A 19,086-nucleotide genomic window follows, 5' to 3' on the forward strand; every position below is an offset into this window, starting at 1 on the left:
AACTTCAACTGTTTTGATGGCAATTTTGGGTCAAAAAAAGCTTTCGGAATAATTCCGAAAGCTTTTAGGTTGAATTTCAACCGATCTTTACCGGTTGTAGAATTCAACGATCAGTGATTCATCGATGTCAGCATCGAATTCTTCACGTTGTGGAAGACGAGTTAATGAACCTTCCAGCTTGTCTGCGTCAAATTCAACGTAGGCTGGACGACCAACAACTGTTTCAACGGCGTTCTTGATAACTTCCATGTCCTTAGACTTTTCCCGAACGCTGATCACTTGACCAGGCTTAACTTCGAAGGAAGGAATATCAACACGTTTGCCATCAACTAAGATGTGACCGTGGTTAACTAATTGACGAGCTTGTGGGCGGGTCGTAGCTAAACCTAACCGGTAAACAATGTTATCTAAACGACGTTCCAAAAGAACCAAGAAGTTGTAACCATGAGTTCCTTCTTGAACCTTACCGGCACGTACGAATAAGTTGTGGAATTGACGTTCGCTTAAACCGTACATGAACCGTAACTTTTGCTTTTCGCGAAGTTGAGTACCGTATTCAGATAACTTCTTTTGACGGCCTTGACCGTGATCACCAGGTGCGTAAGGGCGACGTGCTAATTCCTTACCAGTACCTGAAAGGGAAACGCCTAAACGACGGGAAATCCGCCACTTTGGTCCAGTATAACGAGACATAATAGTCCTCCAATAAATAAAATATTTGGAGTAAAATAACGATTTATGAGTTTAATATTCGTGCAGATGACTTTGCAAGTTTCGCCAATGCAGCCGCCGGTTACTTCTTGAACTATATCGCAGTTATCTGTTGACGAGCTTACCACTCACTGCTGCATTATTTTACACAACGACCAGTATAAGCGACCTAACCGTTAAAAGTCAAGGTGCTTCAACAGGATCTCACTAAACTCGGTGAGGTCAATGACGTCCTGATCGGTGAATCGGTCAATGGTAGGCGAGTCGAGGTCCATAACCCCAATTCGTTTCGCCCCCTTGGTAAGCGGAATAACGAGTTCGGCGTTACTATCTGAGTCGCAGGCAATGTGACCGGGAAATTCATGAACGTTTTCAACGAGTTGAACGGATTGGGTACGTAGGGCTGTCCCACAGACGCCGTCCCCACCCTTAATATGCATGCAGGCAACTTTACCCTGGAAGGGACCAAGGTCGAGGTTTTCACCAGCTTCATCAGCTAAGTAAAATCCCGCCCAGTTGAGATCGGGGACTAACTGCATGAGGAGGGCCGAAGCATTAGCTAAGTTTGAAACGGGGTTGGATTCGTGAGCCAGTAGGGCATCGAGTTGCTGATTAATCATTGCTTGATTAGCATTTGACATGGGAAAACCTCCTAAAATTACGGAACCGATTTCAATATTGTGAGAATATAAGAAAACTCACGTGAAGGGCCCTCGCGACTTATGATATAATCAAAATTAGGTTCAATTGTAATGTGAATAATGTGAAATTGCAACTTGACAGTTCGAGTGCCGAGTATGAAGGATGGGATTTTTAATGTTACGAGTGCTGATTGGCATCATCATCTTAGCTTTGGTGATCTACATAGGCGTTTTAATTTATCAATATCGCGTTCGTCGCCAGCTGAACGCGCTAAGAGAAACACAAGCAACTTTGCAAAATGTACCCTTAAAGACTGACCTGGAGAGTGCGAGGGAACTAAGTCTAACGGGTCACAGTCTAGAACAATTTCAGCAGTTGGAACAGATTTATCAGGATTTAACTGATAACAACTTTCATCAAATTGATGAACTGTTAGGTTCGATTGAAACGGATGTGAAGGGATTTAACGTTGTAAAAACGCAGGAGAACCTTACCCGGGTCAATCAACTGATCGATCAGGCGGCTGCTGAAATTGATCAGGTTCAGGAAGGGTTGACCGGATTAAAACAGGTTGATCAAAAGCATCACCAGGCGGTTACTGATTTAGAAAAGGAATATCAGGACTTGAGGAAGACCTTACTTGCTAAGAACTTTTCGTTCGGTCCCAGTATTGATGGCCTAGAAGAAATGTTGGCCAGCTTAGAAAATGATTTTGACCACTTTGCTAAGTTAACAAACGCCGGCGACCATGAAAAGGCTGAGGACGTTCTCAATCAACTTCAGCAGGATACCAACCGGTTAGAACAGCTAATCGAAGAAATCCCGGCTCTTTACAAGGACTTAGCAACGGAATATCCGGATCAATTAGAGGAAATTCAAACGGGTTACCAACAACTTTCTGAGCAAAATTATCACTTTGGGACCGTGGATATAATGGGAGAAGTCGCTGAAATCCAGAAACAGATTGACGAAAACCTAAATACTCTGAGGGACCTCAGAACGGATGACGCCCGGGTTGTCAACGACCAAATTGAAGCGGGAATCGACCACTTATATGACGTTATGGAAACGGAACTGACGGCCCGCCCAAAGGTTGAAGAAAATTTGGATCGGACGGCGCAGTTTATTGCTCACGCTCAGAATCAGAATCAAACCCTGCGAAATGAGCTGGATCGGTTAGGCCAGAATTATACCTTAGACCATCAAGAGGTTGAAACAGCCCGTGAACTGAATAATCAGTTAAAGCAAATTCATACAACCTACCAGGACGATATTCAAGATATTACGGATAAAACGGCCACTTATTCCATGATTTTAACCCATCAAACTCAGCTAAGTGATCAATTGGGAAAAATTGAAGAAAAGCAAACGCAAATTAATGAGGGGGTTGCGGGACTCGCAGATGAGGAACGTCAAGCAAGAAAAACACTCCGAAACTTTGACTTTAAAATGCACGCCATTAAGCGGGGCATTGAGAACCTAAACCTTCCTGGCTTACCTAAGGCCTACTTGGACTACTTCTTTATGGTGAGTGATGAAGTTGATCGTCTAGCGGATGACATGAACCAGGTGCAAATTAATATGGAAGATATTACGAAGCAGCTGATTATGATTCAATCGGATCTGGATACTTTGGAAGAAAAAAGCAATGATTTAATGGATAGCGCACTGCTTTCTGAACAATTAATTCAATACGCTAACCGGTACCGAGCGAGCCATGAAGATGTGGCGAAGGCGAGCCAACAAGCATTAGCAGAGTTTGACCATGACTATGACTACGCAAAGAGTTTAGAAACGATTGCCATGGTTTTAGATCAGGTTGAACCCGGATCTTATAACCGATTAGAAACTGAGTACTACAAGCAAAAGGACCGAGAGAATCCCATTCAAAAGGAACTCAAGGATTCCCCTGAGGAAAAATAATCTCCAAAAAACACTAGGCTTAGGAACNNGTTCCTAAGCCTAGTGTTTTTAGTGCTGATTAGGAATTTGGAATTCTTCTCCGGGCGCAAGGACCTGAACTACACCATCAGGCAAGAGTTTTGTGAAGGCCGCTGGGTCCTGCCGAATATCAGGGTAGGTGTTGAAGTGAACGGGAATGACAAAGTCAGCCTTTACCCGTTTAGCTGCACTAGCAGCCGCATTGGGTCCCATGGTGTAGTTATCACCAATGGGTAAGATGGCAGTATTAATGTGATAGGCACTCCCAAAAAGTGCCATGTCGCCAAAATTGGATGTATCACCCGCAACATAAATAGTTTGGTGGTCGGCCATGACTAAAAATCCGCAGGCTTCACCCATATAAATGGGTAACCCGTCAATGTCTAGGCTGGAACTATGTTGAGCGTGAGTAGTCTTAATGGTTCCAAAGGGAAAAGTCCATTGCCCACCTAGGTCCATAGGATGACCTGGTACGGCTCCATTAGTCTCTGCATAATGAACAAGCTCGGCCATCCCAATGATTGGCGCCTGATTTCGCTGGCTAAGTGTAATCATATCACCGCTGTGGTGGGCGTGTCCGTGTGTCACAAGAATAGCATCACACTTAAAGTTTAAATCAATGTCACTCTGTGGGTTGCCAAGAATCCAAGGATCCACTAGTAAAATTGTTCCATCATCTAAACGCAATTCGATGCATGAATGACCATGAAAAATAATTTTCATACTGCTCAACCCCCTTATTTCGGCTTCATTGTACCAGGATCGCATTTTAATCGCGATAGATTAGTTTCAATATTATTCATAATTCGCTAGGATCACTATAATAAGGAAAAGGGGGCCTATGAAATGATATCACTAACAGCAGAATCAAAATTAGCAATTATTGCATTAATTACAAGAGCAGATCAATTATCTACGGAGCGGAAGGTTGAAGACTATGCGACATTATTTACGGCTAATGGGCAAATTAGTGGGGCTAAGGGTACAGCAACGGGGCATGAAGCACTGATGCGATTTACTAAAATGACTTGGGATAAGGAGCCACAACGTTCTCAGCATTTAACGGTGGCTCCCCTTATTATGTCAGTTAGGGATCAGGACGTATTTGCCCAGTCAACCCTCCTAATTGTTAACCCGTCGGACCGGTCAATCGTTGACTGTCGGCCTATTAATCATACTGTAATCAATCGCAACGGGAAGTGGCTGTTTACCAAGCGACAGGTTAATTAAAGCATCAACTGCTGACTAACTTACTTTTTGTCTCTAAAGATTAATGGGTGATCTTGTACGCGCCGGAAAATCTGGTATAATTAGCTGGAATTTCTATTGGAGTCGAACCTATAGAATATGATGTAAAGAGGGACGAAATGTGATTTATTTTGATAATAGTGCCACAACAATGGCGGATCCTGCCGTTGTTGACACGTATGACAAAGTCAGTGCGGCCGTTTGGGGCAATCCATCCAGTCTGCACAACTTTGGTGAACAGGCGTTTAACCTGCTCGAACAGTCTCGGAAACAAATTGCGGATTTACTAGGCGTAAACCTGAGTGAAATTTTATTCACTAGTGGGGGAACCGAAGGGGATAACTGGGTTGTCAAGGGAACGGCAATTGCTAAACGACAATTTGGTAACCATCTCATTACTACCGCTGTGGAACATCCGGCCGTTCATAATTCAATGGAACAGTTAAAACAGCTGGGGTTTGAGGTCACCTACCTTCCCGTTGATGATGAAGGTCGAATCTCGGCGAATGACCTCCGCAACGCCATTCGACCAACGACGATATTAGTGTCGACGATGGCCGTTAATAATGAAATTGGTGCGATTCAACCCCTAGATGATATCGCTGCAGTGATGCGTGATTTCCCCAAAGTCCACTGGCATATTGATGCCGTTCAAGGAATTGGGAAGGGACTCCACGACCACCTCTTTAATGATCGGGTAGATTTTATGACCTTTTCAGGGCATAAATTCCACGCCCCCCGGGGAATTGGATTTATTTATAAACGTCAGGGCCGTACGCTTGCACCGTTATTAACGGGTGGCGGTCAGGAACGAAACTTGCGGTCAGGAACGGAAAACGTTCCCGCAATTGCCGCAATGGCAAAGGCCCTTCGGCTGATATTAACCGATGAAAAAGCGAAGGTTGAAAAGCAGCAGGCAATCCGTATGGCTATCTATAACCACATTAAGGAGTTCCCTAAGGTCACCATTTTTTCCCGGGATGACCCCGTCTTTGCGCCGCATATTTTATGTTTCGCAATTTCAGGCGTTCGGGGCGAGACAATCGTCCATGCCTTTGAGGATCACGGAATCTACATGTCTACGACAAGCGCTTGCTCATCAAAGAAGGGCGTTGAATCCAGTACCCTAAAAGCAATGAACGTTGATACGGGAATTGCGAATAGTGCGGTTCGGGTCTCCCTAGATGAACACAATACTTTAGCGGAAGCTGAAAAATTCAACCAGGTATTTGATGAACTTTACCAAGAATTTGATAAATTAGATTAATTGAAAGGATTGACGTATGGATTATTCTGAAATCATGGTTCGCTACGGTGAACTATCAACCAAGGGAAAGAACAAGAAAACGTTTATTCGCCAACTAGGGGATAACGTTGCTCGGGCTCTTCACCAGTTTCCGGATGTTGAGGTTAAAGCTCGGTTTGACCGGCTTCACGTCTCTTTAAACGGAACGGATTCGGCTCCGGTCATTGATCGGTTAAAGCAGGTGTTTGGGATTGAAAACTTTTCACCGGTGATGAAGGTGGAAAAGAACATTGAAGCCATTAAAGCTGAAGCCGTTTCACTAGTTCAGGATCGGTTTCAGCCGGGTGATACGTTTAAGGCTGATACTCGGCGGCAGGACAAAGACTTTCCGTTGGATACTTATAAGGTGAATGATGAAGTTGGGGGTGCCATCTTAGCTAACGTTGCGGGCAGCTCCGTGAAGATGAAACAGCCAACCATTACCGTTCGAATTGACATTCGAATGGACGGCGCCTACCTGTCCGTCGATAACATTCCTGGTGCGGGCGGGCTTCCGGTTGGAACTGGGGGTCACGGGGTCATGATGCTTTCCGGTGGGATTGATTCCCCGGTTGCAAGTTACTATGGGTTACGCCGGGGGGTTAAACTGGACATGGTCCATTTCTTTAGTCCGCCGTACACGAGTCAACAGGCGCTCGCCAAGGCCAAACAGTTAACCTCGGTGCTAGCCAAGTATTCTGGTGGAATTAATTTCATCCAGGTTCCCTTCACTCACATTCAAGAGGAAATCAAGGAACGGGTCCCAGAGGGCTATTTGATGACCATTCAACGCCGCATGATGCTCCGGCTTACGGCAGCAATTGCTGAGCAGCGTGACGCCCTCGGAATTTTTAACGGTGAAGCATTAGGCCAAGTCGCTTCCCAAACCCTTGAAAGTATGGCAGCCATTAACGATGTCACTACCTTACCGATTTTGCGGCCTCTGGTTTCCCTCGATAAAACTGAAATCATTAAGGTCGCCGAAAACATTGGGACGTACGATTTATCGATTTTACCGTATGAAGATTGCTGTACGATCTTTACTCCACCAGCACCTAAGACCCGGCCTCGAATTGACAAATCACGAAAGTACGAGGCCCTAATTGACGTAGATGGATTGATGGCGGAAGCGATGGCTAACGTCACGGTGACCCACATTAAGCCGGACGAAAACTTCTTAAATCAGGACGAAGACATCTTTGCCGAGCTGTTATAGCCGACAACAAAAACTTTGCTAATTTTTCATACAATAGTCCTTGAATTTCATTAGGGAGAGCGCTATCTTTAGGTCAGCTTCAACAAGAAGTTGATTGATTTTAAGGAGGATGAAGCTTGTGCAAGTTACTGTAGAGGGAAAATCAGTATCACTCGTTGGCAACCCGCCTGAGATTGGAACCCAACTGCCTAAGTTTAAGCTGTGGGATAAGGATGATCAGAAGGTGAAGACCGCTAATTTATTAGGAACCCTAACGTTAATTAGCGTGGTACCAGATATTAACACGAGCGTTTGCACCATGCAGACCCGGAAATTCAACCAACAGGCTGATCATTTCCCGGGAGCCCATTTTATTACTGTATCAACCAATACGATTGCGGAACAAGCGGGGTGGTGCGCCGCACAAGGTGTGCAAAACCTGGATGTCTTATCCGACGCCGATGAATCGTTTGGCTATGCAATGGAACTTTTGATTCCTGATACGGGAACCCTCGCGCGCAGCGTATGGATTGTCGATGCCAATGGGCAAATTGTGTACCGGCAGATTGTTCCGGAAGAAGTGGACGAACCTAATTACTTGGACGCTTTAAATGAATTAGAAAAATTAACGAGTCGTGTTGACGACAACTAATGAGTTAAGTTACACTAAATGGTGCATTGATCAAGAGGTTCAAATACAAACGGAATGTTTAAGCGAATCTACAACGGTGAAAGGTAGATCATTTGGTATTTGATTGTTGCTTGGGAGCACGTTGGGTTTCAGCCCGACCGGAGCAATCTCCGTTAAAAATGATATTAAGTGGGGTTAAAAACCCAATTTAGGTGGTACCGCGAAAAAGCTTCGTCCTAATTTTTTAGGCCGGAGCTTTTTTGTTTGCCAAACAGAAGGGATGATGGACTTGGCAGATAACGAAATTAATATGCCAACTAAGTACGACCCAACCGCTGTGGAAGCGGGTCGTTATCAACAATGGTTAGATGAGGGAGTCTTTAAGCCCTCCGGTGATAAAAAAGCAAAACCCTATTCAATTGTACTTCCTCCGCCTAACGTAACCGGAAAGCTACATCTTGGACATGCCTGGGATACTACTCTTCAGGATATGATTATCCGGCAAAAACGGATGCAGGGGTACGATACTCTATGGATGCCCGGAATGGATCATGCCGGGATTGCAACCCAGGCTAAAGTCGAAGGAAAACTGCGGGAACAAGGGATTTCACGTTATGATCTCGGTCGAGAAAAGTTCGTTAAGGAAGTTTGGGATTGGACAGATGAATATGGGGCAACCATTCACGCCCAGTGGGCCAAGCTTGGGCTGTCACTTGATTATAGTCGGGAACGGTTTACCCTGGACGAAGGATTTTCGAAGGCCGTTCGGAAGGTCTTTGTTGAACTCTACAATAAGGGACTCATTTACCGGGGCGAATACATTATTAACTGGGATCCGCAAGCCCAAACGGCGCTCTCAGACATTGAAGTCATCCATCAGGATGATCAAGGTGCCTTCTACCACGTTGCCTATCCGTTCGTTGATTCAGACGTTACGTTTAACGGTAACCCATACATTGAAATTGCGACTACCCGACCTGAAACGATGTTTGGGGATACTGCTGTGGCTGTTAACCCGAAGGACGACCGCTACAAGGACTTAGTGGGGAAGGAAGTTATAGTTCCCCTAGTGAACCGAAAAATTCCAATTATTGCGGATCCTTACGTGGACATGGAGTTTGGAACCGGAATGGTTAAAATTACGCCGGCCCATGATCCGAATGACTTCCAGGTTGGTAACCGGCACGATTTGGAACGGATTAACACCATGAATCCGGATGCCACGATGAACGAAAATGCGGGCAAGTACAACGGGATGGATCGGTTTGAAGCCCGAAAGGCCATTGAAGCCGATTTAGAGGGGGCCGGTGTTTTATTGGCGGTTAACCCCATTACCCACTCGGTGGGACATTCGGAACGGACCGGGGTTCAAGTTGAAGCCCGATTATCTACCCAGTGGTTCATCAAGATGAAACCGTTAGCCGAAATGGCGCTGAAGAACCAAGAAACGGATGATAAAGTCAACTTTGTTCCCGAACGGTTTGAAAAGACCTTTACGCAGTGGATGGAGAACGCCCACGATTGGGTTATTTCCCGTCAGCTTTGGTGGGGACACCGAATTCCAGCTTGGTATAATAAGGCCACCGGTGAAACCTACGTCGGGATGGAAGCCCCTGAGGATCCCGAAAACTGGGAACAGGATCCGGATGTTCTGGATACCTGGTTCTCCAGTGGTTTGTGGCCGTTTGGGACAATGGGTTGGCCCGATATTGATTCTCCTGATTATAAACGCTACTTCCCAACCAGTACGCTAGTGACGGGATATGATATTATCTTTTTCTGGGTTTCCCGGATGATCTTCCAAAGCCTCGAGTTTACGGGCAAACGGCCGTTTGAAAATGTGCTGCTTCACGGTTTAATTCGCGATGAAGAGGGCCGGAAGATGTCCAAGTCGCTTGGTAACGGGATTGACCCAATGGACGTCATTGCGAAGTACGGGGCCGATGCTTTACGCTGGTTCCTGTCTAACGGTTCCACTGCCGGTCAAGACGTTCGGTTTAGCTATACGAAGATGGATGCTGCCTGGAACTTCATCAACAAGATTTGGAACGCCAGTCGGTTTGTCATCATGAACTTAGGTGAAATGACGAAGCCAACGCTCCCGGACCAATCAGAATGGGACCTCGCAGATAAGTGGATTTTAAGCCGGTTAAATGCAACGGTAAAGCAGGTGACCGACCAGTTTGATAAATTTGAATTCGGCGAAGCCGGCCGTTGCCTCTACAACTTCATTTGGAATGACTTCTGTGACTGGTACATCGAAATGTCGAAGGCTATCCTAACGGGTGACGATGAACAGGCGAAGGCTAATAAGCAAAATGTTTTGGCCTACGTTTTGGATCAAACGTTGCGACTACTTCACCCGATTATGCCATTTGTCACGGAGGAAATCTGGTTAGACATGCCGCACGTAGGAGAATCCTTGGTGGTAGCAGACTATCCGGTTGCCCATCCCGAATTTGATAATGACATTGCAGAGCAGAATATGACCAGTGTGATTGACTTAATCAAAGCGGTGCGGAATATCCGTGCTGAGGCTAACGCACCGATGTCAACGCCGATTGACTTAGGAATTCAAACGGATAATGCTGACTTGGCCAACGTTTTTGAGACTAACCGGGACTACCTGGATCGGTTTATCCACCCTAAGGAACTTCAAATTGGGCCTGATGTGACGGCACCTAAGTTAGCGATGACGGCCGAAATTACCGATGCCGAAATTTCGGTTCCGTTAAACGAATTGGTTGACCTTAACGAAGAGGCAGATCGACTCCAAAAGGATATCGTTAAGTATGAATCTGAGGTTGCCCGGGCGGAAAAGAAACTATCGAACCAGGGCTTTGTCGCAAAGGCACCAGAAGAGGTTGTCAATGCCGAACGGGCTAAGCAGGCGGATAATGAAGCCAAACTAGCTGCAACGAAGCAGCGACTTCAAGATTTAAAGGACGCCCAAAACTAATTTTGATCACTTCAGAAGGCTAATCCCCCAACAAAGGGGCAACCAAAAGGAGAGAATCCCTAAATTTCGATTAAACATAATCGAATTTAGGGATTCTTTCCTTTTGGTAATTTGAGCCCCATGTTCCAGCCTCACTCTCGGCTAAATATGATATGATATTGACGAATAGACGAAGGGGGACAGTGGTGGATGGTTGAAAATTATGAAGAAGCGCTTGCGTTTATTCACGGCCGGACGCAGTTTAAGAAAATCCCAACGTTAGATCGCATGGAGCAGTTAATGGCAGCTTTGGGGCACCCGGAACGTCAGCTGTCGGTTATCCACGTGGCCGGGACTAACGGAAAGGGATCAACGGTTGCTTACCTGAGGGAACTATTGATGACTTCTGGATTGACGGTCGGGACGTTTACCTCGCCGTACATTACCCGGTTTAACGAACGGATTAGTATTGATGACGTTCCCATTTCAGATGATGACTTAATTCAGTTAGTTAATCGGGTTCAACCGGTGGTGAAGCGCCTGGACCATGAACTCACTTCTGGGGGACCTACGGAGTTTGAAATTATTACGGCCATGATGTTTGTGTATTTTGCAAATATTCAGGTGGATGTCGCTGTGGTGGAGGTTGGGATTGGTGGTAAGTTTGATTCAACGAACGTTGTGACGCCGGATGTTTCGGTAATTACAACGATTGGGATGGATCACATGAAGCTGCTGGGCAATACGATTGAAGCGATTGCGGACCAAAAGGCGGGAATTATTAAACCCCAGGTTCCCGTGGTGACTGGTCGGCTAACGGAACCGGCACTCGCCGTTATTAGCCGGGTGGCAGATCAGCAGGAAGCCAAATGGTTTGCGTTTGACCGGGATTTCCGCTATCAGCCGCTAAGAAGAAAGGGTTGGGGCGAACAGTTCAACTTTGAAAATGGTGTTGCCCGGTGGCCCCAGTTAACCATTCCGCTGTTGGGAAGCTACCAGATGGATAACGCCAGTGTGGCCCTACAAGCGTATTACGTCTATCAGTCCAGCCGGCATGTTAAGATGAAAGTGGCGGATGTTAAAAACGGCCTTTTGCAAACTACCTGGCCGGGTCGGTTCGAGAAACTGAATGAGTCGCCGCTGGTTGTCATCGATGGGGCGCATAATGAACCGGCAATTATTGAACTAGCTCATTTGATTAAGACCCACTTTGCAACCCAGGAGGTGTGGCTTATTTTGGCAATTTTAGCCGATAAACAGGTGAGTCAAATGGTGAAAACGTTAGGAAAACTGCCCAATGTACACCTCATTTTGACCCGGTTCGAGGGTCCTGGCAATCGGCAGGCCGCATCTGAAATCACGTTAGAAGATGCTGTTCCGGATGGCGTTCGGGCTCAAATAAGCCCAAACTGGCAGTCGGCCATCTTATTAGCTATTAACGAGATGTCGGCAGATGATCTCCTATTGATTACCGGTTCACTCTACTTTATCTCCGACGTTCGGCACTATTTTTTAGTGGCTGATCAGGATTGATTGTTTAAATTACCCTAAAGTTAAGGCGGATTTGTTCACGGATTGACCAAAGTTCGCTATTCTTAAACTTGTATGGGTGTATTCAGTTACATTGGATATGTTATAATACGAATAACATGACTATTAAATATAAAAAGACAGCGTTTTATGTTGGCAAATGAAGGGATGAAACATAGTGTTCGGATTAGGAACGAAAAATATTGGGATCGATTTAGGTACCGCCAACACCATCGTTTTTGTTGAAGGTAAAGGAATCGTCCTTCGCGAGCCTTCTGTTGTCGCCAAAAATACGAAGACCGGTGAAATTGTCTCCGTTGGTGAAGAAGCTCGTGAAATGATCGGCCGGACTCCGGCTAGTATCGTTGCCATCCGACCGATGAAAAATGGTGTTATTGCAGATTATGACACCACGGTTGCGATGATGAAGTACTTTATTGAAAAGACCATTGGCCGCTCGGGGGGCAAACCATACGTGATGGTTTGTGTTCCTAGTGGCGTAACAGAGGTTGAAAAACGTGCGGTAATTGATGCGACTCGGGTAGCGGGTGCACGGGATGCTTATGTCATTGAAGAACCCTTTGCGGCTGCAATTGGTGCTGGATTACCCGTCATGGATCCAACTGGTAGTATGGTCGTTGATATTGGTGGCGGAACTACTGATGTCGCAACAATTTCACTGGGCGGGATTGTCTCAAGCCGTTCCATCCGGGTGGCTGGTGACATGTTGGATGAAGCTATTATTTCGTACGTCCGCTCACACTACAACCTTTTAATTGGTCAGCAGACGGCTGAAAAGTTAAAGTGGGAAGTGGGTTCTGCTTCCGTAGAAGCAGCTAAACAAATGGAAGGGACCCAAGTCCGTGGTCGGGACCTGATTAGCGGATTACCAAATACCATTGATGTGACTGCCGTGGATGTTGCTACGGCCATTGCAGAATGTATTTCTGATATCATTACCGCTGTAAAGGAAACCCTGGAAGAAACTTCGCCTGAAATTGCGGCGGATGTGATTGACCACGGAATCGTTTTAACCGGTGGGGGTGCCCTATTAAAAGATTTACCAGACGTAATCGCAGAAGCTACGCGGGTACCCGTATTTGTTGCGGATAATCCGTTAGACTGTGTTGCAATTGGGACCGGTGAGTCGCTTAAAAGCATCGATGTCATGAAGAAGAAGTAAGCATCGGGCGGGAAGGAGGCTTCCCGCTTCTTTGTTGCCTGTTTTTTTCGGTGGTGAAAACACCAGTCAATTTCGTCATGGAGGGTTACTATGCATAAATTCTTTTCAAACCGGCGACTTGTCATGGTGATTGTGTGCATCATTGTCGCATTTTCACTCATGACATTATCGGTCACCGTAAGAAATAAACGGTCAACACCACTGTTCATTCAGCAGTTTGGCAATGATATTGTTGGGTTAGCCGATCGGGCCGTGACGATCCCACTAAACGGGTTATCTCACGGGGTTGGTGCGCTCTCTGATTTACAAAATACCTACCAGGAAAACCAGCAGCTTAAAGAGCAGGTTGCTGACCTAGCTCAAACTAAGGTCCGTGATCAAACTTTGGCCAAGGAAAATAAAGAGCTAAAGCAGGAATTAAAGCTGAATCAAACCCTGACGGATTACTCCTTAGTGACGGCTTCCGTTATGACTCGGAGTCCGTCAAGCTGGCAGCAACAAATCATTATTAACAAGGGGTCATCATCTGGAATTAAGAAGAATATGGCCGTGATGTCTGGTTCAGGCGTGGTTGGCCGGGTTTCCGAGGTTAATCAGACCAACTCTAAAGTCGAACTAATTACGGATAATAACGATTCATCCAACCGGTTTGCCATTCAAATCACAACGAACTCCGGTAAGGTAGTTAACGGAATTATTACTGGGTTTAACAGTGCCAACAACCAAATTACAATGGGCAACGTGACGACAAAGGCGACCATCAAGAAGGGTGACAAAGTTGTGACAAGTGGTTTAGGTGGTGTTATGCCGAAGGGACTTTTCGTGGGTAAGGTGGCCAAGGTAACCGGCGCAGACTACGGATTATCAACGAAGGTCTACATCACCCCTGCAGCACCTGTGAACGACTTGAACGTTGTCACAGTCGCCCTTACGGATAAGTAGGGGGGAGACGAGTTTGAGACGAAATCATATGGTTTGGATTTTTCCGGTCGGGCTTCTTCTAGCCTTCTTTTTGGACGGATCCGTTAGTCAGATTTTTAGTCAGCAACTATTGCAGTACCCCTATAATTTAATTAGTCATTTAGTGGTACTATGGTTAGTGCTTGCGACGTTATTTGAAGATAACCGCAACCTGCACTTGGTGGTGTGGGCAGCAATTATTGGTGGAATTTTTGATCTCTACTACACCTCAATTTTTGGGGTGTACGTCTTTATTTTTCCGCTAGTGGTCTTTACCACCCGTGCACTTAATAATTATCTGCAGCCGAACTTTTTAAGTGGGCTATTAATTTACTTTATTGATATTACGTTAGTTGAGTCATTAGGCTACGTGGCGGCAAATGCAGTTCACCTGACTTCAACGTCGGGGACTGACTTCCTGGTCTTTACGCTTGGCCCGACCCTAGCCTTGAATTTAGCACTGTATGTCATTTTGTACTTTCCAATTAGGTGGCTCTTTTACAAGTACGATTAGCAAGAAGGGAAAGATAAACTGATGCAGGGAGCAGTATTACGTGGAACTCAGTCCGGTTACGAATTGGTGTTACGCCAGTCGGCTAGTTTCGATCAAATTATGACGGATCTCCGCGATCTATTAGAAAAATTGCGGGTTGCACCCGAATCCGAGGCAGTAACCAATTTCTCACTCGACGTTCTAACCGAAAATCGACTATTACAACCCGATGAAAAAAAGGCAATTGAAACTTTGGTGAGTGAATACCCCAAGTTTCAAATACATAAGTTTGAATCGGGAGTTATGACCAAGGCGGATGCGAATGAATTACGGGAACGCGAAACCGTCCACGTTTTAAGCCGGACAATCCGTAACGGGCAGGATCTGGAATATAAGGGGGATATTTTATTCCTAGGGATCATTCATGAGGGTGGCAAACTCAAGACCAACGGCAACATCTATACGATGGGGAACGTGCACGGAATTTTGCAGGCCGGCTTCCCGGACGATGAAAGTAAAGTTGTTATTGGAGATACCCATGACGCCCAGCAAATCCATATTGGCGAACAATTTACTATTTTGGATGACGATGCTGACCAAGTGAATGCACAAACCGTTGCGTACGTTAATGATTTGCATGCCTTGTCGTTTGGCAAACTGGCAAACTTAAAGAAGATTAATCCCAAGTTATTTAACCAGATTGGAGGGCTTTAACGATGGGAAAAGCAATTGTAGTAACCTCTGGTAAGGGGGGGGTTGGAAAAACCACCTCGACTGCCAATATCGGTACGGCGTTAGCCTTAATGGGCAAGCGGGTATGTATGTTGGATCTTGACCTTGGGTTACGGAACTTAGATGTTGTACTGGGCCTTGATAATCGGATCATGTATGATATCGTTGACGTCGCAGAGGGACGGGCAAAGCTGCGGCAGGCCCTGGTGAAGGATAAGCGGTTTGATGACTTGCTGTTCCTATTACCGGCTGCCCAGAATACGGATAAATCAGCCTTAGAACCGGGGCAGGTTAAAACCATCGTTGATGAATTAAAACCAGATTTTGACTACGTGTTAATTGATTGTCCAGCCGGAATTGAACAGGGCTTCATGAATTCAATTGCGGGCGCAGATGCCGCCATTGTGGTTACCACACCAGAAATTTCTGCCGTTCGGGATGCTGATCGGGTGGTTGGTCTGCTGGAACAACATCCTCTCACAGAAGAACCCCGGTTATTAATCAACCGGATTCGCCGACACATGGTTAACGACGGGGATATGATGGACGTGGATGAAATTACCTCCCACCTCGGGATTGAATTACTTGGGATTATTTTTGATGATGATGCCGTCATTTCAACATCCAATCACGGTGAACCCGTGGTTCTCAACAGTGAGAATCCGGCTGCACAGGGGTACCGAAACGTTGCCCGGCGGTTAGAGGGAGAAACCGTTCCCTTGATGAAGGTGGAGGCTGAAGCGGCACCTGGTTTTTGGAATCGGATGACCCGGTGGTTTCATAAGGGTTAAAATTAACCTTGACGTTTGATCAGTTTGGCTCTAAAATGACAAGTATTATAAATCGAATGCAATGAGCAGAAGAGTAGATTAGCGGGAGCAGTTCAGAGATTTTCCGGTGCTGAGAAGGAAAATATCCTGGTAGTCGAACCACATCTGCGAGCTGATTTTCTGAATTCAGTAGGAAAATCCGTTTGGGCGCGTTACTGCCGGAGTTTGATCGCAAACTCACTGAGACTGTCTAAGTGATTAGGCGGTGAATCAGAGGTGGAACCACGTTTATTCGTCCTCTTAACCCGAGTTAGGGTTAGGGGGATTTTTGTTTGCGGTCAAACTCCCTGAGGCAATTTGTGTGAACAGATTGTAAATAGGGGTGGCACCACGAGATATCGTCCTCTTGATTAATTTCAAGAGGACTTTTTTTATTGCACTTTAGGAGGTAACTACCGATGTCATATATTTTACAGATCTTACCATCATTATTATCGGGCGCACAGATGACGCTGTCGATTTTCTTTTGGACCATCATCGTGGCGATTCCCCTGGGAATTTTAGTGGGCTTAGGGCAAACGTCCCGGTTTAAGCCCCTTACCTGGTTACTTAACTTTTACGTTTGGTTAATGCGGGGAACCCCACTGTTGCTGCAATTAATTTTTGTTTTTTACGGGTTACCCTTACTCGGAATTGTTTTTCCACGTTATGATGCCGCGTTAATTGCCTTTATTTTAAACTATGCGGCTTACTTTGCCGAAATTTTTCGGGGGGGATTACAAGCCATTCCAGTGGGCCAGTATGAAAGTGCAAAGGTTTTGAGATTAAGTTACGGTCAAACTCTGCGTAAGATTATCATCCCCCAGGTGGTTAAAATCGTGCTGCCCTCCATTGGAAATGAAGTGATTAACCTAATTAAAGATTCATCGCTGGTCTATGTCATCGGGCTCGGAGACCTCTTACGCGCTGGAAACGTGGCAACGGCTCGGGATGTCACGTTAGTACCCCTTGTGTTAGTGGCGGTGATGTATCTCTTACTGACGGCGGTATGCACGGGGGTTCTTAGACTGCTTGAACGGCACTATTCAAACTGGCGATAGGAGGAAATCAAATGTTAGAAATTAAGAACTTAACGAAGACCTACGATGGGAAATTGATTTTGGACCACGTTAATCTCACCATTAAGGACGACGAGATTTTAACCATTGTGGGACCCTCTGGGGCCGGAAAATCAACGTTACTCCGGTGTATTAGCGGATTGGAAAAGATTGATGGGGGAACCTTTTTGCTTAACGGGGAACCGTTTGACCCAGCCGAAACTAAACAGAGTGAAGCGGTAATCGGGGTCGTTTTTCAGGACTTTCAACTCTTCCCTAACTTTACCGTTCTTCAAAACGTGACCCTGGCTCCAACGACGGTCTTGCACGTTTCTGCGGCGGACGCCAATCGGGAAGCCAGAGATTTGTTGGACCGGTTGAACTTAAACGGGAAGGAAGACCTTTATCCTTACGAGCTATCCGGAGGCCAGAAGCAACGGGTTGCTATTGTGCGGGCGCTGGCAATGCACCCCCAAATCCTATGCTATGATGAACCCACCTCTGCGCTTGACCCGGATTTACGGCAGGAAGTGGCCAAGATTATTTTAGGATTGAAGCAGGACGGAATGACCCAAATTGTCGTCACCCATGACATGGATTTTGCGTCGGCCGTTGCGGATAAGATGCTTCGGGTTGAGCCCGTTTAGGGGGGATTGGATTGAAAAAACAGATATCTGCGGGATGGCACCGGGGGCTATTCATGATTCTTTTGCTGGTTAGCCTCTCAACTGTGTTAGCAGGGTGTCAATCCGCGGCCAAACGCGCCGATCATACCGACAGTTGGTCGCAAATTGAGAAGAAAAAAACCGTGGTGGTTGGCTTAGATGATAGTTTTGTTCCGATGGGATTTCGGGAGAAAAACGGTCGGTTAGTTGGCTACGACGTGGACCTAGCCCGGGCCGTGTTCAAGCTATACGGCATTCACGTTGATTTTCAAACGATTGATTGGTCCATGAACGTCACCGAATTGAATAATGGCACGATCGATTTAATTTGGAATGGTTACTCGGTAACGCCCGAACGAAAAGAAAAGGTGGCGTTCAGCCAACCCTACTTGGAAAATGATCAGGTTTTGGTGGCACTAAAGAAGAATCGGATTAACGTGATTTCTGATATGAAGGGGAAGTCGTTGGGGGTTCAGAGCGGCTCCTCTGCACTGTTTGATCTCGATGATCAACCGCAACTTTTAAAGAATCAAATCAAAAATCAAACCCCGGTTCAATATGATACGTTTACGAATGCGTTTATTGATCTAAATTCCGGTCGAATTCAGGGGTTGCTGCTCGATAGTACTTACGCGCAGTACTACATTCACCATGAGGCTGATCCCAAGGCCTATTCCGTTATTGCCGGACCGTTTCCAAAGGAACAGTTTGCGGTAGGAATGCGAAAGAGCGATCAAACAATGCGGCGGAAAATTAACGCGGGGTTAGACGAACTAGCCAAAAACGGGACCCTAGCCAAAATTAATCACAAGTGGTTTGGTCAAACCGCTAATTCACCACTATTGGCGAAGCCTTAAGCGTTATGGAGATAGAGTTGGTCCGTTTGAAACCGGCCTCATACCAAAGGGGAGAGTGATCAAGTTCGATCACCTTCCTTTTTGGTATGGACTTGATATTTGATATCCGACTCGAATTTTAGTGCCCGTGAATTGGCTTCAGAAGACTTGTGTTTTTGGTTGAAATCCCCTATCATTGCAAGAGTCTAGGGCGACCTTAGCCCAAATT

Annotated in this window: 18 protein-coding genes and 1 other annotated feature; of the genes, 15 read left to right on the forward strand and 3 right to left on the reverse strand. The window is 46.0% G+C overall.

What is annotated here, in order from left to right; all coding sequences use genetic code 11:
• Positions 1-87: 87 nt before the first annotated feature.
• Together rpsD and msrC are read right to left on the reverse strand one after the other, a co-directional pair.
• The gene (gene rpsD / locus DCM90_RS08905; protein WP_109251010.1) at positions 88-693 is read right to left on the reverse strand and encodes a 30S ribosomal protein S4; all 606 of its coding nucleotides are present in this window, start codon (positions 691-693) and stop codon (positions 88-90) included.
• 194 nt (positions 694-887) lie between these two features.
• Positions 888-1,352 carry a free L-methionine (R)-S-oxide reductase MsrC gene (gene msrC / locus DCM90_RS08910; RefSeq protein WP_109251011.1) on the reverse strand — a complete coding sequence of 155 codons (465 nt, stop codon included), beginning with the start codon at positions 1,350-1,352 and terminating at the stop codon, positions 888-890.
• Positions 1,353-1,527: 175 nt separating this feature from the next.
• Between msrC and ezrA the strand changes: the two genes are divergently transcribed.
• Positions 1,528-3,276 carry a septation ring formation regulator EzrA gene (gene ezrA, locus DCM90_RS08915; RefSeq protein ID WP_109251012.1) on the forward strand — a complete coding sequence of 583 codons (1,749 nt, stop codon included), beginning with the start codon at positions 1,528-1,530 and terminating at the stop codon, positions 3,274-3,276.
• Between the two features lie 48 nt (positions 3,277-3,324).
• Here the strand turns inward: ezrA and DCM90_RS08920 are convergent, their stop codons facing one another.
• The gene (locus tag DCM90_RS08920) at positions 3,325-4,017 is read right to left on the reverse strand and encodes a metal-dependent hydrolase (RefSeq protein ID WP_109251013.1); all 693 of its coding nucleotides are present in this window, start codon (positions 4,015-4,017) and stop codon (positions 3,325-3,327) included.
• Positions 4,018-4,140: 123 nt separating this feature from the next.
• Between DCM90_RS08920 and DCM90_RS08925 the strand changes: the two genes are divergently transcribed.
• The 14 genes from DCM90_RS08925 to DCM90_RS08990 all read left to right on the forward strand — a co-directional run bounded on the left by DCM90_RS08925 (position 4,141) and on the right by DCM90_RS08990 (position 18,878).
• Complete coding sequence (locus tag DCM90_RS08925) at positions 4,141-4,524, forward strand: nuclear transport factor 2 family protein (RefSeq protein ID WP_109251014.1); 384 nt, start codon at positions 4,141-4,143, stop codon at positions 4,522-4,524.
• 139 nt (positions 4,525-4,663) lie between these two features.
• A complete protein-coding gene (locus DCM90_RS08930; RefSeq protein ID WP_109251015.1) occupies positions 4,664-5,809 on the forward strand; it encodes a cysteine desulfurase family protein in 1,146 nt (381 codons plus the stop codon).
• Positions 5,810-5,825: 16 nt separating this feature from the next.
• Positions 5,826-7,043 carry a tRNA uracil 4-sulfurtransferase ThiI gene (gene thiI / locus DCM90_RS08935; protein ID WP_109251016.1) on the forward strand — a complete coding sequence of 406 codons (1,218 nt, stop codon included), beginning with the start codon at positions 5,826-5,828 and terminating at the stop codon, positions 7,041-7,043.
• 118 nt (positions 7,044-7,161) lie between these two features.
• Positions 7,162-7,674: a thiol peroxidase gene (gene tpx / locus DCM90_RS08940; RefSeq protein WP_109251017.1), complete on the forward strand. Its 513-nt coding sequence runs from the start codon at positions 7,162-7,164 to the stop codon at positions 7,672-7,674.
• Positions 7,675-7,963: 289 nt separating this feature from the next.
• Positions 7,964-10,612 carry a valine--tRNA ligase gene (locus DCM90_RS08945; RefSeq protein WP_306419297.1) on the forward strand — a complete coding sequence of 883 codons (2,649 nt, stop codon included), beginning with the start codon at positions 7,964-7,966 and terminating at the stop codon, positions 10,610-10,612.
• A 189-nt stretch (positions 10,613-10,801) separates the two neighbouring features.
• Positions 10,802-12,124: a bifunctional folylpolyglutamate synthase/dihydrofolate synthase gene (locus DCM90_RS08950; RefSeq protein WP_109251019.1), complete on the forward strand. Its 1,323-nt coding sequence runs from the start codon at positions 10,802-10,804 to the stop codon at positions 12,122-12,124.
• A gap of 175 nt (positions 12,125-12,299) precedes the next feature.
• Complete coding sequence (locus DCM90_RS08955) at positions 12,300-13,304, forward strand: rod shape-determining protein (protein WP_109251020.1); 1,005 nt, start codon at positions 12,300-12,302, stop codon at positions 13,302-13,304.
• Between the two features lie 90 nt (positions 13,305-13,394).
• Positions 13,395-14,246 (forward strand): rod shape-determining protein MreC, encoded by an 852-nt coding sequence (mreC, locus tag DCM90_RS08960; protein ID WP_109251021.1) that lies wholly within the window; start codon positions 13,395-13,397, stop codon positions 14,244-14,246.
• A gap of 13 nt (positions 14,247-14,259) precedes the next feature.
• Complete coding sequence (gene mreD / locus DCM90_RS08965) at positions 14,260-14,778, forward strand: rod shape-determining protein MreD (RefSeq protein WP_225366017.1); 519 nt, start codon at positions 14,260-14,262, stop codon at positions 14,776-14,778.
• Positions 14,779-14,799: 21 nt separating this feature from the next.
• Positions 14,800-15,471, forward strand: coding sequence for a septum site-determining protein MinC (locus DCM90_RS08970; protein WP_191981035.1), 672 nt, complete (start codon positions 14,800-14,802; stop codon positions 15,469-15,471).
• Positions 15,472-15,473: 2 nt separating this feature from the next.
• A complete protein-coding gene (minD, locus tag DCM90_RS08975) occupies positions 15,474-16,280 on the forward strand; it encodes a septum site-determining protein MinD (RefSeq protein ID WP_109251024.1) in 807 nt (268 codons plus the stop codon).
• Between the two features lie 52 nt (positions 16,281-16,332).
• Positions 16,333-16,562, forward strand: a binding site (T-box leader).
• A gap of 155 nt (positions 16,563-16,717) precedes the next feature.
• The gene (locus DCM90_RS08980; RefSeq protein ID WP_109251025.1) at positions 16,718-17,359 is read left to right on the forward strand and encodes an amino acid ABC transporter permease; all 642 of its coding nucleotides are present in this window, start codon (positions 16,718-16,720) and stop codon (positions 17,357-17,359) included.
• A gap of 11 nt (positions 17,360-17,370) precedes the next feature.
• Positions 17,371-18,003 (forward strand): amino acid ABC transporter ATP-binding protein, encoded by a 633-nt coding sequence (locus tag DCM90_RS08985; RefSeq protein ID WP_109251026.1) that lies wholly within the window; start codon positions 17,371-17,373, stop codon positions 18,001-18,003.
• Positions 18,004-18,056: 53 nt separating this feature from the next.
• Positions 18,057-18,878, forward strand: a complete 822-nt coding sequence (locus DCM90_RS08990; protein ID WP_109251094.1) for an amino acid ABC transporter substrate-binding protein — start codon at positions 18,057-18,059, stop codon at positions 18,876-18,878.
• Positions 18,879-19,086 lie beyond the last annotated feature (208 nt).

The organism is Levilactobacillus bambusae (assembly GCF_003124125.1).
GTDB classification, from domain to species: Bacteria; Bacillota; Bacilli; order Lactobacillales; family Lactobacillaceae; genus Levilactobacillus; species Levilactobacillus bambusae.

Coding starts and splice junctions, on each gene's coding strand:
- rpsD (WP_109251010.1), bottom strand. CDS start 693: ATGTCTCGTTATACTGGACCAAAGTGGCGGATTTCCCGTCGTTTAGGC.
- msrC (WP_109251011.1), bottom strand. CDS start 1,352: ATGTCAAATGCTAATCAAGCAATGATTAATCAGCAACTCGATGCCCTA.
- ezrA (WP_109251012.1), top strand. CDS start 1,528: ATGTTACGAGTGCTGATTGGCATCATCATCTTAGCTTTGGTGATCTAC.
- DCM90_RS08920 (WP_109251013.1), bottom strand. CDS start 4,017: ATGAAAATTATTTTTCATGGTCATTCATGCATCGAATTGCGTTTAGAT.
- DCM90_RS08925 (WP_109251014.1), top strand. CDS start 4,141: ATGATATCACTAACAGCAGAATCAAAATTAGCAATTATTGCATTAATT.
- thiI (WP_109251016.1), top strand. CDS start 5,826: ATGGATTATTCTGAAATCATGGTTCGCTACGGTGAACTATCAACCAAG.
- DCM90_RS08945 (WP_306419297.1), top strand. CDS start 7,964: ATGCCAACTAAGTACGACCCAACCGCTGTGGAAGCGGGTCGTTATCAA.
- DCM90_RS08950 (WP_109251019.1), top strand. CDS start 10,802: ATGGTTGAAAATTATGAAGAAGCGCTTGCGTTTATTCACGGCCGGACG.
- mreC (WP_109251021.1), top strand. CDS start 13,395: ATGCATAAATTCTTTTCAAACCGGCGACTTGTCATGGTGATTGTGTGC.
- DCM90_RS08970 (WP_191981035.1), top strand. CDS start 14,800: ATGCAGGGAGCAGTATTACGTGGAACTCAGTCCGGTTACGAATTGGTG.
- minD (WP_109251024.1), top strand. CDS start 15,474: ATGGGAAAAGCAATTGTAGTAACCTCTGGTAAGGGGGGGGTTGGAAAA.
- DCM90_RS08980 (WP_109251025.1), top strand. CDS start 16,718: ATGTCATATATTTTACAGATCTTACCATCATTATTATCGGGCGCACAG.
- DCM90_RS08985 (WP_109251026.1), top strand. CDS start 17,371: ATGTTAGAAATTAAGAACTTAACGAAGACCTACGATGGGAAATTGATT.
- DCM90_RS08990 (WP_109251094.1), top strand. CDS start 18,057: ATGATTCTTTTGCTGGTTAGCCTCTCAACTGTGTTAGCAGGGTGTCAA.